The following is a 16,451-nucleotide window of genomic DNA, read 5'->3' as shown; positions in this document are numbered from 1 at the left end:
AAAAGTAACGGATCTAAGTTCCGCGCCACAAATAGCTATTGCGGACGGGTTTTCCGCAGTCCAACCCCCATTCAGTAGGGTATGCAGCATGGCAAGTAGCGAACGTAGCTGGCGCAGTGGCCCGGAGCTTCCCGGCCAATTCGACCCGCGCGATAGCGCGGTCGACTACCCGGGCGAAAACTTCGGCATGCCCAAGGAAGGTCCAGGCTCTCAAGCGAGTGTGGCGCGGCGTATGGGGGCAGTAGTGGTCGACTGGATGATGTGTTGGATCATCGCCGGTTTCGTCAACATGTTCACTTCAGCAGCCGGAGACGTCGCCACCTTGACGCTGATTCTGTGGGTTATTTTGGGCATTATGAGCGGCTGGTTGTTCGCGCGCACCCCGGGCATGGTCCTTTTCGGCATGGGCGTGGCAAGACTGGACAAGCCGGGGCAGCGCGTCGGCCTGTGGCGCGCTGCGCTTCGCACGATCTTTACCATGTTCATCCTCCCGGCCGCCCTCGTGGATTTCAACGGTCGCGGCATGCACGACCGTGCAACTGGCACAACGGTCATCCGCGTGTAAAAAGCGCACGCAAAAAACGAGACGCCGCCATGTGGCGGCGTTTCGTTGCGCTGAGTCTTTTGGGGGCCGAAGGATGAGGATTAAAGCCTGTTATTTGCCCTTGCGCTCCTGCATGCGGCGCATCCTGCGGTTCATTCCCGCCATGGATTGCGCTTGGCGCGGCAGCGGCCCGCCGGGAAGTCCCTCCGGTCGGTTCGCGTTGCGGTTATCCATCGCGTCGAGCTTCGCCGCTAAAGAGTACACCTCGTTTTTCTTGTACTCCTTGGGCAGCTTCAGCAACTTCTTTTGCAGATCGCGCACCTGGGTTTGCCCTTCGCCTTCACCGATGATGATTTGGTGAATTGGCACGCCAGCCAGCAGGCGGTCGACGCGCCGTGCCTGGCTATCCATCATCTTCTTCAACCGGGTTGGGTTGCCTTCGCCGACGAGGATGACACCAGGGTTGCCCACCGTGCGGTGCACAACATCCATTTGTGGGGTTGCTGCCACAGAGGTCTTGGTCACCCAAGCGATGCCCATTGTGCTGCGCAGGTTTTCGAGAGACCATGCAGCCGCGCCGGGTTGGTTTCCCACCTCCTCGAACATGGAAGCCTCAAGACGGCGGGTAAACAGCCACATCGCCAGGACGATACCCAGCATCAGGCCGATGACCAGCATAAACCACTGGCCGTTCCAGAGCATGCCGATGAGGAAGAACAGCAGTGCCATACCGATGACGCTGATCAACATGATCGGAATGAGCTTCGGGTCACGCTTGCGCTGCAGGTTGAACGCTTGCCAGACTTGGCTCATGGTGCTCTTGCGCTGCGCGCGCTTCGCCTCGCGCTGCTGCTTCTTCAGGGCTTTGCTCGCCGCTTTGTCCTTCGAATTAGCCATAGTTGACACTCTATTGCACGTGCATGCGTTGCGAGAAAGCGCACCAGGGTGTCAATAGGTAAGTTCGTGCGCCAAAACCCAAAGGCGTCGCCTTGCCAGCTATTTGCCAGCAAAGCGACGCCTATGTGAAGTTCAAGCGTTAGGTGTCGATCCGGTCCAGTCGCGCATTGAGGTGGAGTTTCTCCGGTTTGGAGGCTTGGCGTAGCTGCAGGCTAAAACCGTTGTCGTCCGGTTCGGCCCAGGCTGCTACGCGGGCGGGGATCACAATGGGTTTGTGGAACTCGACGGTGTAGCGAAGTGGTCCGGCCCAGCGTCCGTCGACCAGGCGCAGCGCCGCGGCGGCTGAGAGCATGCCGTGGGCGATTACCGCCGGGAAGCCGAAAGCTTTCGCACCCAGGTTAGAGGTGTGGATCGGGTTGGAATCGCCCGAGGCCTCCACGTATGCCCGAACATTGTTGCGGCTAAAACGCCATTGGGCGATGGCCGCATGATCGGGGACGTCGGGAAAGTCGAGTGGGCGGGCATCGTCGCGTCCGCGGGTGGTCAAAGCCACCGGGGCGGATGAGGCAAAGCGTGCGCCTTGGCCGAGGAAGGTGGAGGTCTGCGACCAGACCGGCTCGGTTTCGTTGTCGGGGGTGACGGTGGTGATGATGTCGATAAGCAAGCCCTTGCGGTGCGGGCGCAGGTTCTCGGCGTGGGTGCGCACCGTGAAGTTCTCGTCGACGCCCACCGGGCGAAGTTGTGTGATTTCGTTGGCCACGTGGACGGCGCCGACTGGGGCAAAGGGGAAGTCCGAGCGGCTCATCAGCTCCATCGTCAGCGGGAAAGACAGGACATAGAGGTAGGTGATGGGAACCTCGTTGCCCAGCCGCAGTCCGGTGGCGCGCGTGTAGGTAGCCAGGTGGGCGCGCTCGATGCTGACCCCGTGGACCTCAAGGTGGGTGCTGGGATCTGCGTCGGCGACATGCTTGGTGCCCACGGCCGGGACCGCCCCCGCGACGATGCGGCGCATGACCTTTTTCAGGTCGGGGATGGAGTTGAGGGTTTCGGTGTTCGACATGTCTTTTATGCTCCCAAAATGGACTGGCCGCACACGCGCACGGTGTTGCCGTTGACGGCGCGGGACGCGGTGGAGGCGAAGAAGGCGACGGCTTCGGCGACGTCGACAGGCTGGCCGCCCTGCTGCAGGGAGTTGATGCGACGGCCTACCTCACGCGGGCCGGTCGGCATCGCGGCGGTCATCTCGGTTTCGATGAAGCCAGGGGCAACAGCGTTGACGTTGCCGCCGAGCTCCGCTAGTTTTTCTGCGAGCGAATCGACAAACCCGATAATGCCAGCCTTGGTTGCGCCGTAGTTGGTCTGGCCGCGGTTGCCGGCGATACCGGAGGTGGAGGACACGCCGATGACGGCCGGGTTTTCGCCCAAAGCGTCAAGTTCAATGAGGCGCTCGGTGATCCGCACGGGGGCGACCAGGTTGATGTTTTGCACCATCAGCCAGCGGTCCTGATCCATGTTGGCCAAAAGTTTGTCGCGGGTGACGCCGGCGTTGTGAACGACCACGTCAACTTTGCGGCCGTAGCGCTGCTCGGCGTGTTCGGCGATTTTCTCGGCTGCCTCCGGGTCGGTCACATCCAGGGGAAGGGAGGTGCCCTTGACTTTGTTGGCGGTGGCGGTCAAACCTTCGCCGGATTGCGGGATGTCTACGCAGATCACTTTCGCGCCGTCGCGGTGCAGTGTTTCGGCGATGACGGCACCGATGCCGCGGGCTGCGCCGGTGACTACGGCGAGGCGGCCAGCGAGGGGCTGGTCCCAGCTCTGCGGGTGCTGCGCACCGGTTTCGGTGACACGAATGACCTGGCCGTCGACGTAGGCAGACTTGCCGGACAGCAAAAAGCGCAGCGTGGATTCAACCGGGGCAAAGGTCTCGCCATCGACGCTGGGATCAACGTAGACCAGTTGAACTGTGCCACCTTTGCGCATTTCTTTGGCCAGGGAGCGGGTGAAGCCTTCGAGGGCGCGGGCGGCGATGCGGGCGTCGGCGTCCTCGGTGAGTTCCGGGGTGGTGCCCACGACGACTAAGCGGGCGTTATCGGTGAGTTTGCGCATCTGCGGGTGGAAGAAGCTGTGCAACTCTACGAGCTGTTCCGGGGTGGTCAGGCCGGTGGCGTCGAAGACCACGCCGGTGCGGGGGGTGTCGGCGGCAGCGTTGAGGAGTTTGTAATCTCCGTCGAGTGCGGTTCGGATGGCGTCGTTGAGGCGTCCGTTGCCGCCGGTGACCACCGGTCCGTGCAGCAGCGCTTCGCCGGGGGTGTAGCGGCGAAGGGGGTAGCCCTGGGGCACGCCGAGTTTCGCTGCGACCGGCGAGTTGATGAGCTGTTCCAGAATGTTTGTAGGGGCCACGGTTACTCCGTTCTCAGTGTTGTCGGTCCCGTGGGGACCATAGTGGGTATACAAAGGGGTAGTAATTAAAACTACCCTTTTGTATCATTGGTGACGTAGCTTACAGTATGAAAGGCGAAGTAACCCGGAATACTATTTGTTGGACGCGCCACGTTGCGAAAACGTGGGAAGAACATCAGCACAAGCCTAGGCGCATAATGAGCCTCCGGCCGGACGAAAGATAAAGGAAACACCGTGAACTACCCCCGTAAGGTCGCCATCTTGGGCGGCAACCGCATCCCCTTTGCCCGCTCCAACAAGGAATACGCGGACGCATCCAACCAAGACATGCTCACCGCAGCACTCGATGGTCTTGTCGCCCGCTTCGGTTTGCAAGACGAGCGCCTGGGCCAGGTCGTCGGCGGTGCGGTGCTCAAGCACTCCCGCGATTTCAACCTCGTTCGTGAATCTGTTTTGAGCTCCCCGCTCGACCCGACGACGCCAGCTTTCGACCTGCAGCACGCCTGTGGCACCAGCCTGACCTCCGCAGTCCAGGTCGCTGACGCGATCGCGCTGGGCCGCATTGAGTCCGGTATCGGCTGCGGCACCGACACCACCTCAGATGCGCCCCTGCAGGTCAACGACCGTCTGCGCACCACTTTGATCAAGGCTGCGAGCGCCAAGAAGCCCCTCGACCGAGTGAAGCTTTTTGCTGGCCTGCGCCCCGGCGACCTAGCTCCCGAGCAGCCGCAAGCTGGAGAGCCGCGCACGGGCTTGTCTATGGGTGAGCACGCGGCGATCACCGCCCGCGAGTTCGGCATCACCCGCGAAGCCCAAGACGAGCTCGCCGCCGCGTCGCACCAAAACTTGGCCAAGGCTTACAACGAAGGCTTCTTCAATGACCTGATGACCCCGTTCCTCGGCGTGCAGCGTGACACGAACCTGCGCCCCGACTCCAACGTGGAGACTCTGGCGAAGCTCAAGCCTGTCTTTGGCAAGCAGGACGCCATCCAGCACGGCACGCAAGCCACCATGACCGCAGGCAACTCCACGCCGCTTACCGACGGCGCCGCAGCCGCTCTGTTGAGCTCTGAAAAGTGGGCTCGCGAGCACGGTCTTGAACCGCAGGCCTACCTCATTGACTCCGAGATCGCTGCCGTCGATTTCGTTTCTGGCCGCGATGGCCTGCTCATGGCCCCCACCTACGCGGTGCCGCGTTTGCTGGAGCGCAACGGTCTGAGCCTGCAAGACTTCGACTACTACGAAATCCACGAGGCCTTCGCCTCTCAGGTTTTGGCGACCTTGGCCGCCTGGGAGGACGAGACTTATTGCCGTGAGCGCCTCGGCCTGGATAGTGCCCTAGGCTCCATCGACCGCGCAAAACTCAACGTTAAGGGCTCCTCGCTCGCCGCCGGGCACCCCTTCGCCGCCACCGGTGCGCGCATCCTCGCCACCGCCGCGAAGACCTTGGCCGAAAACGGCGGCGGACGCACGCTGGTCTCCGTGTGCGCCGCCGGCGGCCAGGGCGTTGTCGCCATCATCGAGCGCTAGAAGCTACACACCAACCAGAGCAACAGCTAAGGAAAAGCAATGTCCACCCCAACCAGTAAAAAAACCTCCGCGGACAGCACCAATGTCACCGGGACCGACATCGAGCGCAAAAAGTCGACTGCGAAACCGGAGAAGAACCAGCCGGCCACTTTGCCAGCAACCCCTGATGAAAGCGCAATTCAGGATTTGGCGGCCGTCCTCGACGGAAACTACAAGCAGCGCAAGGATTCCTTGCGCCCGCTGCTCAACAACCCCGACTTCCTGCCGCCGGTCGGCGCTGCCATTGAGGACTACCGCGAGGACACGCTGAAGAAGGTTCGTCTCATCGCGGAAGCTGGAGACATTCAGAAGTCTTTCTCCCCCCTCAACGGTGGCAATGCCGAAGTGGCTGCGGGCGTGTCCTCGTTGGAGCTCATTGCCCAGATCAACAACTCAGCCTGCATCAAGGCTGGTGTGCAGTTCGGGCTATGGGGCGGCGCTATCGACGCCTTGGGCACCGAACGCCACGTGGAGTTTGCCAAGGGAGCAATGGACGTATCCATGCCGGGCTGCTTCGCCATGACCGAAATGGGACACGGCTCCAACGTGCAGCAGATCGAAACCACCGCCACCTACGACCCGGAGACGAAGGAGTTTGTGATCAATTCGCCGACTCCGGGATCGAAGAAGGCCTACATCGGCAACGCCGCGCGCGACGGGCGGTGGGCCGCTGTGTTTGCCCAGCTCTACACTCCGGACTCCGAGGAGTCCCACGGTGTGCACTGCCTGATCGTGCGCATCCGTGAAGACGACGGCACCCCGGCCAAAGGCGTGACCCCTTCCGATCATGGGCACAAGGGCGGCCTGCTGGGCGTGGACAATGGCATGCTCATGTTCGACAACGTGCGTGTGCCGCGGGAGAATTTGCTTAACCGCTTCGGCGACGTCGCCGAGGACGGCACCTATTCCTCCCCGATCGAATCGAAGAACCGCCGCTTCTTCACCATGCTGGCTACGTTGGTGCGCGGTCGCCTGGGCGTTGGTGCCTCCGCAGCCGGCGCGACTCGTGCTGGTCTGGCCATAGCGGTCAAATACGCCAACATCCGCCGTCAGTTCGAGGCGGGGGAGGTCGGCACCGAGTCGCGCTTGATTGACTACCGTGTTCACCGCCGTCGCCTGCTGATCCCAGTTGCGCGTTCTTATGCCCTGGCTGTGTTCCAAAACAAGCTTCTGGACCGCTTCCAGGAGCAAACCAACGCGATTACCTCTGGGAACTGGAACCCCGCCGACCCGACCGACGAGCAGGACCGCGCCGGCCGTGAGATGGAGTCGCTCGCCGCGATTTTCAAAGCTACCGCGGCCACGCACGCTAACCGTAGCCTGCAAGAGGCGCGTGAGGCCTGCGGCGGCGCTGGCTACATGGCGGAGAACCTGCTGACTACCTTCCGCGCCGATGTCGATATCTTCACCACCTTCGAGGGCGATGACACGATTCTGCGTCAACTTGTGGGCAAGAACCTGCTGACTGCTTACGGCCGTGAGGTCTCAGAGATGTCGCCGTTCGGCATGGCCCGCTTCGTCGCCGCGAACGTCGGTGACATCCTCACCCGCCGCTCCGGGATCGCCGCTGGCGTGCAGTCCATTCAGGATCGCATGAGCGGCACGGATTCGCTTTTCGACGCCGAAACTCAGCTCCACGTTGTTCAGACCCGCGAGGAACAGGTACTCAACTCGTTGGTGCGCCGCGTCCAGGTAGCCCGCAAGATGGAGCGCGCCGAAGCCGCTAAGGTCATTGACAAAGCCCAGGACCACCTGCTTGCCGCAGCCGTGGCTTACGGCGACCGCATGATGGTGCAGTCCATGATTGAGGCGGAGCAAACCATCCCGGAGGATTCCCCAGCGCGGGCGGTCTTTGAGCAACTGCGCCACCTGTTTGTCCTAGACACCATCACCACCCACGCCGATTGGTACCAGGAGCACAACGTGTTGCACTCTGGGCGTCTCAAAGCTGCCAAGGCTGCGGTCAATGATCTCGTCGATTCTTTGGGCCCCTGGTCTGAGGTCATCGTCGACGCTTTCCAAATCCCGCAGGTCGTTCTTGATCGTCCGATGATGGTCAACGGCGGCACCGACAAAAGCTAAACGCTAATCTGGAACATCTCAAACGCCCCACCTTCCCTCCGGTGCATCCCAGGGGAAGGGGGGCGTTTTTCTGTGGGTGGAAAACTTAGCGGGTTGTCACCGGTGTGTCCTGCGACGGACCGTACTTGCGCAGCAAGGTCGAGGCTTCCTGGGCAGTGTCGCCCTGGGAAGTATCGGCCAAGTGTTTGAGGTTTTCTGGAAGCTCGCGGCCACGGTGGGCCATGGCTTCCACGTAGAGCTTGCCGGCGCGGTAAGAGGAGCGAACCAGCGGGCCGGACATGACGGCACCGAAACCCATCTCGTAGGCCGCGTCGCGGTACTCGATGAACTCCTCCGGTTTGACCCACCGCTCAATCGGGTGGAAAAGGGGCCCGGGGCGCAGGTACTGGGTGATGGTGACGATATCGGTGCCGGCGTCGACAAGATCGCGCAGAGCCTCCATAACCTCCTCTTTCGTCTCGCCCATGCCCAGGATCAGGTTGGATTTGGTGATCAACCCGAAGTCGTGGGCTTGGCGGAGGACATCAAGGGAACGGTCGTAGCGAAACGCGGGGCGGATACGGCGGAAGATGCGAGGCACCGTTTCGACGTTGTGGGCGAAGACCTCGGGGCGCGCCTCGAATACCTCCTGAAGCAGGTCCGGTTTGCCGGAGAAGTCGGGGGTGAGGTTTTCCACCCCGGTGTGGGGGTTGAGTTCGTGGATTTTGCGCACAACCTCCGCGTAGAGCCACGCGCCTTCGTCTTCGAGGTCGTCGCGGGTCACGCCGGTGATAGTGGAGTAGTTCAGGTTCATCTCGCGGACGGATTCCGCGACGCGCCGCGGTTCCTCGCGGTCGAGTGGTTCGGGCTTGGCCGTGTTGATCTGGCAGAAATCGCAGCGGCGTGAGCAATTGGCGCCGCCGATGAGAAATGTCGCCTCACGAGATTCCCAACATTCGTGGATGTTGGGGCATCCTGCCTCTTGGCACACAGTGTGGAGGGATGCGCCCTTCACCTTCTGCTTCATGTCCTCGTATTCGGGACCCGTTTTCACCGCGTTGCGGATCCAGCGCGGTTTCTGCTCGATCGGGGTCTCAGCGTTCCGCTTCTCAACGCGGAGCAGCTTTCGTCCTTCTGGTGCAACAGTCACGCCCTCTACCGTAGTGGTCATGTCAAGTAGAGTCGATATTCCGAGGTGCGGGGCGTTTAGGGGCGGATGGTGTCGCGCCCACGCACACCTTTTGAGGGGTTCGGTGCAGAGCCGAAGGTGTGGTTGGCAACACTAAGGTCACCGGCCAGGGCGCGGATTAGGGCGTCGACAAGCTGCTTGTCAACATCGCCCGGATCCACGTTTCGCCCCAGCTCCATGCTCATGGTGGTCACGTCCGCGTCGTCAATGCCGCAAGCGATGATGTGCTCATAGGCAGCAAGGGAATTGTTGCAGTTCAAAGACAACCCGTGCATGGTCACCCCGCGGGTGATGCGTATACCCAGCGCCGCAATTTTGCGGTCGCGGTGGGAGGCAGCGGGGTCCTTCGCCTTGGTCGCGGCCGGCACCCACACCCCGGAGCGGCCCGCGATGCGGCCAGCGGTGCTGATGCCCGCCGCACGCACAGTGGCGATGATCGCCTCCTCCAGGCGGCGCACATAATCCACCACGTCGACCGGTTCGGCAAGTTTCACAATGGGGTAGACCACAAGCTGACCCTCCCCGTGCCAGGTGATGCGCCCGCCCCGGTCGACAACGACGACCGGGGAGTCGTCATCAGGCATGTCCGCCGGCTGCGTACGCTTGCCGGCCGTGTAGGTGTAAGGATGCTCAAGCACCAGCACCGTGTCCCCGATCTGATCGCGGCCCCGCTTGCCCGCAAGGTCAGCCTGAAGGTCCCACGCCTGCTGATAATCGACGAGCCCCAGGTAGCGCACGTCGAGCGGCGCCTCTGAGGCTCGAATGGATTTATCGGCGGGAAAGAAGGGCTCGCGTGGGGCTGATGTCATGCCCCACAGGTTAGTCCGCGACCTGCCGCCACGGGGCTTAGATGCCGTTTTGGGCGGCGTACTCGTCGGCGTTCATGAGCGGGCCGACCTCGGTAACTTCAACCTCGAAAAGCCAACCCTCGCCGTAGGGGTCGGAGTTGATCACCTCGAACTCGCCGTCGATGTCCTCGTTGACTGCGGTGACGGTGCCGGTGACGGGGGAGTACAGGTCCGAAACGGACTTAGTGGACTCGATCTCGCCGCATACCTCACCTGCGGTGACTTCATCGCCCACAGAGGGCAATTCCGCGTGGACGACGTCGCCGAGGCGGTCAGCGGCAACGTCGGTGATTCCGACACGAACCTTGGCGCCCACTGCGGCGTCCGGGGTGGAGTTGATCCACTCGTGGTCCTCGGAGTAGTAGAAATCCTGCTGCAGTGCCATAGCTAGGTGTCCTTTCGTGTGTAGAAGGGTGTCTTAGTGATGGTAAACGGATAACGGCGTCCGCGGATGTCAATTTCAACTTCCGTGCCCACCTCGGCGTGCGCCGGATCGAGGTGCGCCAAAGCAATTGGATGGCCGAGAGTGGGGGAAGGTTGCCCGGAAGTGACCACGCCGATCTTCTCCTCGCCGCGGAAGATCTCGGAGCCTTCACGGGCGGCGCGGCGCTGCTCAGAGGTCAAACCCGCAATCACAACTTCGGCTTCGCGGCCGGTCAAGGCCTCCTTGCCCACGAAATCCGCCTCCTTGGTGGCAAAAGCACGCGACATGCCCGCTTCTACTGGGGTGATCTCAGCAGAAAGCTCACGGCCGTAAAGCGGCATGGAGGCCTCGAGGCGCAGCGAGTCGCGCGCCGCCAAACCACAGGGGGTGGAGTGGTCAATTACGGCCTCCCAGACAGTGGTGGTGTCCTCGGCGGCGGCAATGAGTTCGAAGCCGTCCTCGCCGGTGTAGCCGGTGCGCGCGACGATGACGTCGACGTCACCGAGTTTCATCTCGGCGGCGCTGTAGTAGGCAAGGTCGGCGGGGGAGCCGTCGACAAGCTTATCGACGAGCCCCAAAGCCCCCGGACCCTGCACCGCAACAAGGCCGAGGTCCTCACTGCGGTTGTTCAAGGTCACGTCGAAGTCGGCGGCGCGGGCCTCGAAAGAAAGCCACACCGCGTTGGTGTTGGCGGCGTTGGGCACCACCAAGAAACGATTCTCGGCGAGGCGGTAGGTGATCAAATCGTCGATAATGCCGCCGTTTTCTGCGACGATCATCGAGTACTTCGCCTTGCCCACGGTGAGGTTCGACAGCGAAGAAATCAAAGCGTAATCCAAAAACGCCCCGGCATCTGGGCCTGTGACCTCAATTTCACCCATGTGGGATAAGTCGAAAACGCCTACATCCTCGCGCACCGAACGGTGCTCTTTCAACTCGGAGCCGTACTTCAACGGCATGGTCCAGCCGCCAAAGTCGGTGAAGGTGGCGCCGAGCTTTTCGTGGGTTTCTCTCAGCGGTGATTCCGGCATGGTGCTGCTCCTTCTACTTCGTATTTTCCTCGGTGCTGGTCACGTCAACTTCCTCAACTGGGTTCAGGTCCATGGCGAAGGCCTCCGGCGGCGGGCAGGAGCACACCAAGTTGCGGTCGCCATAAGCCTCGTCGATGCGTCGCACCGGCGGAAAATACTTGCCGTGCACCAAGCTGTCGACGGGATAGGCGGCCTTTTCGCGGCTGAACTCGTAGGGCCACTCGGAGCGGGTGACGCTGTAAGCCGTGTAGGGGGCGTTGTGAATGACGGACTTTTCGTACTCGATGGTGCCGTCGATGATCTCCTGGATTTCGGCGCGGATGGAGCGCATTGCCTTGATAAAGCGCTTCAGCTCCCCCAAATCCTCCGATTCCGTCGGCTCGACCATGAGGGTTCCAGCAACTGGGAACGCCAAGGTGGGAGCGTGGAAGCCATAGTCAACGAGCCGCTTCGCCACATCGGCGGCTGTCACACCGCTTTGTTTGGTGATGCCGTTGAGATCCAGGATGCACTCGTGGCCGACCAGGCCGTTTTCCCCCGTGTAAAGAACCGGGTAGGCATCGCTTAGCTCACGCGCCACGTAATTCGCGCCGAGCACGGCGTGGGCGGTGGCCTGCTTGAGGCCTTGCGCACCGCTCATCGCAATGTATGCCCACGAAATCGGCAGCACACCAGCGGAGCCGTAGGTCGTCGAAGAAATTGGCACACCTTCGTTGTCGGCAGCTTCGGCCCCGACATCGCCGCGGGTGATCTGCGGATCAGCCGGCAAGAAGGGCACGAGGTGCTCGGCAACACCAATCGGTCCCACGCCAGGGCCGCCACCGCCGTGCGGGATGGTGAAGGTTTTGTGCAGATTCAGGTGGCTGACGTCGCCTCCGAAGTCTCCCGGGCGGGCGATTCCAGTCAGCGCGTTCATGTTCGCACCATCGATATAGACCTGACCGCCGGCGGCGTGGACCTTGTCGGAAACAGTCTGGACGGTGTCCTCGTAGACTCCGTGAGTCGACGGGTAGGTGAGCATGATCGCCGCGACGCGGTCGCCGTGCTCGGCGAGCTTGGCATCTAAATCAGCCACGTCGATGGAGCCGTCCTCAGCCGTTTTGACCACCGCAACGCGCAAGTTAGCCAGGGTGGCGGAAGCGGCGTTAGTGCCGTGGGCAGACGCCGGGATGAGGCAGATATCACGATGAGTCTCGCCGTTGGCAACGTGGTACCGGCGAATCGCCAAAAGGCCCGCCAATTCACCGGTTGCGCCCGAGTTCGGCTGGACCGAGACAGCGGCGTAACCAGTCAGTTCAACTAACCAATCAGACAGCTCCTGAATGAGCTCGCGCCAACCCTCGGTGTACTCGTCCGGGGTAAAAGGGTGGACGTCGGCAAAACCAGGCCAGGTGATCGACTCCAAACCTGCGGTCGGGTTGAGCTTCATAGTGCACGAACCCAGCGGGATCATCGTGCGGTCCAAAGCCAAGTCCTTATCGCCCAGAGAACGGATGTAGCGCATCATCTGCGTCTCGGAATGAATACGGTTAAACACCGGATGAGTCAAAAACTGCGTGCGGCGCTCGAGATCTTCCGGCAGGCGCCACGCGGCCTCGCTAGAAAGGCTGCCGCCGAAAGCTGCGGCGAGGATCTCGACGTCGCGCTCGGAGGTGTCCTCACCGAAGCTCACCGAAACTTCATCGGCACCGATGGTGCGCACCAGGTAGCCGGCCTCGGCAAGTTGCTTTGTGATCTGCTGGGCGCGGCCTTCCGCGCGCACAGTAACGGTGTCGAAGAAGGCGTCGTGCTTGACTGCCTCTGCCCCCACCGCCTCGGCGAAGCGGGCGGCATGCCCATGGACGGTGCGGGCAATTTCTTTCAACCCCTCCGGGCCGTGGTAGACGGCGTACATCGAAGCGGTCACTGCCAGCAGGGCTTGGGCGGTGCAGATGTTCGAGGTCGCTCGCTCCCGGCGGATATGCTGCTCACGGGTTTGCAGGGCGAGACGGTAGGCGGGGTAGCCCTCCGCATCCTTGGACACACCAACGAGGCGACCGGGCAGTTGTCTTTTGAGCTTTTCGGCTACCGAGATGTAAGCGGCATGCGGGCCGCCGTAGAACAGGGGCACACCGAATCGCTGGGTGGTGCCCACCGCAATGTCAGCCCCAAGCTCACCTGGGGCTTCCAATAGGGTGAGCGCCAAGATGTCGGCGTCGACAGCCGCAAGGCCGCCACGCTCATGGACCGCTTCGATGATGGGACGGGGGTCGACGAGGTCTCCTTCGGTACCAGGGTAGGCAATGACAACGCCCACTAGATCCTCACCGACAACACCCTCGGCGAGGTTAACCACCTCGACCTCAAGGTCGATTGCGCGGGCGCGTTCCGCCGCCACAGCGACAACCTGCGGGTGCAGGCGAGAATCAAGAAGCACACGGCGGCCCTTACGCACCGCGCGCGACATCAGGCCGATGGCCTCGGCAGCGGCGGAAGCTTCGTCAAGAAGCGAAGCGTTGGCCACCGGAAGGCCGGTGAGGTCTTCCACCATCGTCTGGAAATTCAGCAGGGCTTCCAGGCGACCCTGCGAAATTTCCGGCTGGTAAGGGGTGTAAGCGGTGTACCATCCGGCGTCCTCGACGACGCCACGGCGGATCACCGGCGGGGTTAAAGTCGACGAAAACCCTTGTCCATAAAAGGCCTTAAGCACCCTGTTCTTGCCGGCGAGCTGGCGCAGGCGCTCCTGCGCCTGCGCTTCACTCAACGGCTCCGGAAGATTGATCGGCGCGGTGGCTTTAATCCCGGGCGGCATTGCAGCAGTGACAAGCGCATCGACACTGTCGTATCCGAGTACTTGGAGCATGACGGCCCGCTCAGAGGCATCGGGGCCGACATGGCGGGAAATGAAATCCAAAGCGAACTCCTTGCTTAGTGGATAGAGGCTGATGTCCAACAGTTTATCGACGCGACTGACATCACGAAGAAGGTTCGCTCAAGCAGGACAAATGTTGCGTCTCACCCCACTTGTCCTGTTTGCCCCCAATGCTTGGCGGTGCCTTTGCCGCCGTTTTAAAAATAAGCACTAGGCACTAAGCACTAAGCACTAAGCACTAAGCACTAAGCACAGCGCCAAGCGTTTAACCTGCCTCACACCTTCAAGTAGCGCCTTGCCGAGGAGCTGTTTGGCCCCAGGCAGCGGAAAAGCCCACCACAGCCTGCACACGAAACACCCGTCGCAGCACGGTGTGCTGCGACGGGTGCGCTCGGATACAAGCTTAGAGGTCTAGATCGGCCTCGAAGTCACCGGTTTCGATGCGGTCTTTGATGGTGGTGATGAAACGGCCCGCGTCTGCACCGTCGACCAACTGGTGGTCGTAGGTAAAGGGCAAGTAGCACATCTGGCGGATCGCAATGGAGTCAATGCCGTCTTCGGTCACAATGACCGGGCGCTTCTCAATCGCGGCGGTGCCCAGGATGCCGGCCTGCGGTGGAGTCAAAATCGGGGTGTCGAGCAAGGCACCCTCGGAGCCGATGTTGGTCACCGTAAAGGTAGCGCCGGAGATGTCGTCTGGGCGCAGCTTGCGGTTGCGTGCGCGGTCTGCCAAGTCGACGATTGCTTTGGCGATCTCGGCCAGGTTCATGTCCTGAACCTTCTTGATCACGGGCACCAACAAACCAGCCGGGGTGTCCACGGCCACGCCGATGTTGACGTCCGAGTGGTAGGTGATCTCTTTGGTTTCCGAGTTGTAGGAGGCGTTGACGTTCGGGTGGGACACCAGTGCTTCAGCGGCAGCCTTGATGAAAAACGCCAAGTAGGTGATGTTTACGCCGTGCTTGTCGACGAAGCTCGGCTTGACCTTCTTGCGCAGCTCGGCAACGCGCGTGACGTCGACTTCCTGCACGTGGGTCAGTTGGGCGGTGGTGCGCAAGGACTCGACCATGGTCGCTGCAGTGATCTCGCGGATCCGGTTGACCTTCTGGGTGGTGCCAATGAGCTCTTGCTTTTCCGGGTCCACCGATTTCGTGGACCAGTTGGAGCGCGCACCCGCAGCCTTGCCCCCGGCTTCACCGGTGGGGCGCTCAGCGGAGCCGCCCTCAGCGGCAGCGAGGACGTCCTGTTTGCGGATACGCCCGCCGACGCCGGTGCCTTCGATGGAGTTGAGGTCGACGTTGTGCTTTTCGGCGAGCTTGCGCACCAGCGGGGTGACGTATGGGACACGTCCTTCGCTGGAGGAGGCAGCTTGCTTGGCCTCCTGTTTGTCCTCCTGCTTGTCCTCTTGCTTGGCCTCCTGCTTGTCCTCGGCGCGCTCGTTTTCCTGAGCGTCGTCCTTGTCCGCTTCTTCGGAGTCGTCGGTGCTTTCAGCAGGATCGGTGTCGCCGGAGCTAGACGGCGCAGCCCCGGCGTCACCGACACGTGCGATGACGGCGCCGACGTCGACCGTGTCGTCCTCCGCCGCGAGAATTTCCAGTAGGGTGCCGGCCACCGGCGACGGGATTTCGGTATCGACTTTGTCGGTGGAGACTTCAAGCAGCGGCTCGTCGACCTCGACGGTGTCGCCGACTTGCTTCAACCAGGTGGTAATGGTGCCCTCGGTGACGGACTCGCCAAGCTCTGGCATTTCCACGTCGGTGGATTCGCCGGAGCCCGTGGACTCAGCCTTTTCTGGCTCCTGTTTCTTCTCAGCAGGCTTGTCCGCAGGTTCTTCCTCGACGTTGTCTTTGGCCGCGGCGTCGGCGCTTTCGGAATCAGCGGAAGCAGCGGAATCATCCTCAGCGGTGTTGGCGGCCGCGGCGTCGCCGATGCGCGCGATGACCGCGCCGACGTCAACGGTGTCATCTTCCTCAGCCAGGATTTCTACGAGGGTGCCCGCGACAGGTGACGGGATTTCGGTGTCGACCTTGTCTGTGGAGACTTCGAGCAGCGGCTCGTCAACCTCGACGGTGTCGCCGACTTGCTTCAGCCAGGTGGTAATGGTGCCCTCGGTGACGGACTCGCCGAGTTCAGGCATCTCGACGTCGGTTGCGGATCCGGTGCCCGTGGAGGTTTTCTTTTCCTCCTTGGGTTCATCTTTGGCGGGTTGCTCCGTTGCCGGCTCATCTTCTTGCTCAGCGGCTTCGTTGTCGGAGTCGGAGGATTCGGGCGTCTCATCGGCGTCGCCGATAATGGCGATGACGGCGCCGACATCGACGGTGTCGTCTTCTTCGGCCTTAATTTCGAGAAGGACACCTGCGACAGGCGACGGAATCTCGGTGTCGACCTTGTCGGTGGACACCTCGAGCAGGGGCTCGTCAGCCTCGACGGTGTCGCCGACTGCCTTCAGCCACGTGGTAATCGTGCCTTCGGTGACTGATTCGCCCAGTTCGGGCATCTCTACAGAGTGAGCCATGTTTTTCCTGTCTCCTCGTGGGTTCGCTTCAAACTCAAGATACAAACCATTAGCGTACCTGTTTCGCTGGTTTAGCGTGTGCCTGGGGCGGGAGGCTTCTTCCTGCGTCGGAGATTTTTCCG

The 16,451-nt window shown here is 61.8% G+C and carries 12 protein-coding genes; 3 read left to right on the top strand and 9 right to left on the bottom strand.

The features are described 5' to 3' along the window. Positions 1-88 precede the first annotated feature (88 nt). Positions 89-565 (top strand): RDD family protein, encoded by a 477-nt coding sequence (locus tag VLL26_RS05425; protein WP_342320088.1) that lies wholly within the window; start codon positions 89-91, stop codon positions 563-565. A gap of 90 nt (positions 566-655) precedes the next feature. Here VLL26_RS05425 and VLL26_RS05420 read toward each other — a convergent pair whose 3' ends face one another. From VLL26_RS05420 to VLL26_RS05410, 3 genes are all read right to left on the bottom strand, one after another. Then, a complete protein-coding gene (locus tag VLL26_RS05420; protein WP_342320087.1) occupies positions 656-1,441 on the bottom strand; it encodes a DUF4191 domain-containing protein in 786 nt (261 codons plus the stop codon). 139 nt (positions 1,442-1,580) lie between these two features. Beyond that, the gene (locus VLL26_RS05415) at positions 1,581-2,501 is read right to left on the bottom strand and encodes a MaoC family dehydratase (RefSeq protein WP_342320086.1); all 921 of its coding nucleotides are present in this window, start codon (positions 2,499-2,501) and stop codon (positions 1,581-1,583) included. 5 nt (positions 2,502-2,506) lie between these two features. Beyond that, a complete protein-coding gene (locus tag VLL26_RS05410; RefSeq protein ID WP_342320085.1) occupies positions 2,507-3,841 on the bottom strand; it encodes a 3-oxoacyl-ACP reductase in 1,335 nt (444 codons plus the stop codon). Positions 3,842-4,075: 234 nt separating this feature from the next. Between VLL26_RS05410 and VLL26_RS05405 the strand changes: the two genes are divergently transcribed. Continuing rightward, positions 4,076-5,371, top strand: a complete 1,296-nt coding sequence (locus VLL26_RS05405) for an acetyl-CoA C-acetyltransferase (protein WP_342320083.1) — start codon at positions 4,076-4,078, stop codon at positions 5,369-5,371. A gap of 39 nt (positions 5,372-5,410) precedes the next feature. Continuing rightward, entirely contained in the window at positions 5,411-7,492 is a 2,082-nt protein-coding gene (locus VLL26_RS05400; protein ID WP_342320082.1) for an acyl-CoA dehydrogenase family protein, read from the top strand. A gap of 85 nt (positions 7,493-7,577) precedes the next feature. Here VLL26_RS05400 and lipA read toward each other — a convergent pair whose 3' ends face one another. From lipA to sucB, 6 genes are all read right to left on the bottom strand, one after another. Further along, positions 7,578-8,621 carry a lipoyl synthase gene (gene lipA / locus VLL26_RS05395; RefSeq protein ID WP_342320162.1) on the bottom strand — a complete coding sequence of 348 codons (1,044 nt, stop codon included), beginning with the start codon at positions 8,619-8,621 and terminating at the stop codon, positions 7,578-7,580. 56 nt (positions 8,622-8,677) lie between these two features. Then, positions 8,678-9,469, bottom strand: coding sequence for a lipoyl(octanoyl) transferase LipB (gene lipB / locus VLL26_RS05390; RefSeq protein ID WP_342320081.1), 792 nt, complete (start codon positions 9,467-9,469; stop codon positions 8,678-8,680). A gap of 37 nt (positions 9,470-9,506) precedes the next feature. Then, positions 9,507-9,893: a glycine cleavage system protein GcvH gene (gene gcvH, locus VLL26_RS05385; protein WP_342320080.1), complete on the bottom strand. Its 387-nt coding sequence runs from the start codon at positions 9,891-9,893 to the stop codon at positions 9,507-9,509. Positions 9,894-9,895: 2 nt separating this feature from the next. After that, a complete protein-coding gene (gene gcvT, locus VLL26_RS05380; RefSeq protein ID WP_342320079.1) occupies positions 9,896-10,963 on the bottom strand; it encodes a glycine cleavage system aminomethyltransferase GcvT in 1,068 nt (355 codons plus the stop codon). A 13-nt stretch (positions 10,964-10,976) separates the two neighbouring features. Further along, positions 10,977-13,856, bottom strand: coding sequence for an aminomethyl-transferring glycine dehydrogenase (gene gcvP / locus VLL26_RS05375; protein ID WP_342320078.1), 2,880 nt, complete (start codon positions 13,854-13,856; stop codon positions 10,977-10,979). A 361-nt stretch (positions 13,857-14,217) separates the two neighbouring features. Beyond that, on the bottom strand, positions 14,218-16,329 hold the full coding sequence (gene sucB, locus VLL26_RS05370; protein ID WP_342320076.1) for a 2-oxoglutarate dehydrogenase, E2 component, dihydrolipoamide succinyltransferase: 2,112 nt from the start codon (positions 16,327-16,329) through the stop codon (positions 14,218-14,220). Positions 16,330-16,451 lie beyond the last annotated feature (122 nt).

It is taken from the genome of Corynebacterium sp. BD556, from assembly GCF_038452275.1.
GTDB classification, from domain to species: domain Bacteria; phylum Actinomycetota; class Actinomycetes; order Mycobacteriales; family Mycobacteriaceae; genus Corynebacterium; species Corynebacterium mayonis.
Note: the sequence above shows the minus strand (reverse complement) of the source record. Positions and strands in the feature narration are given on the sequence as shown.

Bases quoted from the DNA above. Each gene is read 5' to 3' on its own strand.
- VLL26_RS05425 (WP_342320088.1), top strand. From the start codon at position 89: ATGGCAAGTAGCGAACGTAGCTGGCGCAGTGGCCCGGAGCTTCCCGGC.
- VLL26_RS05420 (WP_342320087.1), bottom strand. From the start codon at position 1,441: ATGGCTAATTCGAAGGACAAAGCGGCGAGCAAAGCCCTGAAGAAGCAG.
- VLL26_RS05415 (WP_342320086.1), bottom strand. From the start codon at position 2,501: ATGTCGAACACCGAAACCCTCAACTCCATCCCCGACCTGAAAAAGGTC.
- VLL26_RS05400 (WP_342320082.1), top strand. From the start codon at position 5,411: ATGTCCACCCCAACCAGTAAAAAAACCTCCGCGGACAGCACCAATGTC.
- lipB (WP_342320081.1), bottom strand. From the start codon at position 9,469: ATGACATCAGCCCCACGCGAGCCCTTCTTTCCCGCCGATAAATCCATT.
- gcvH (WP_342320080.1), bottom strand. From the start codon at position 9,893: ATGGCACTGCAGCAGGATTTCTACTACTCCGAGGACCACGAGTGGATC.
- gcvT (WP_342320079.1), bottom strand. From the start codon at position 10,963: ATGCCGGAATCACCGCTGAGAGAAACCCACGAAAAGCTCGGCGCCACC.
- sucB (WP_342320076.1), bottom strand. From the start codon at position 16,329: ATGGCTCACTCTGTAGAGATGCCCGAACTGGGCGAATCAGTCACCGAA.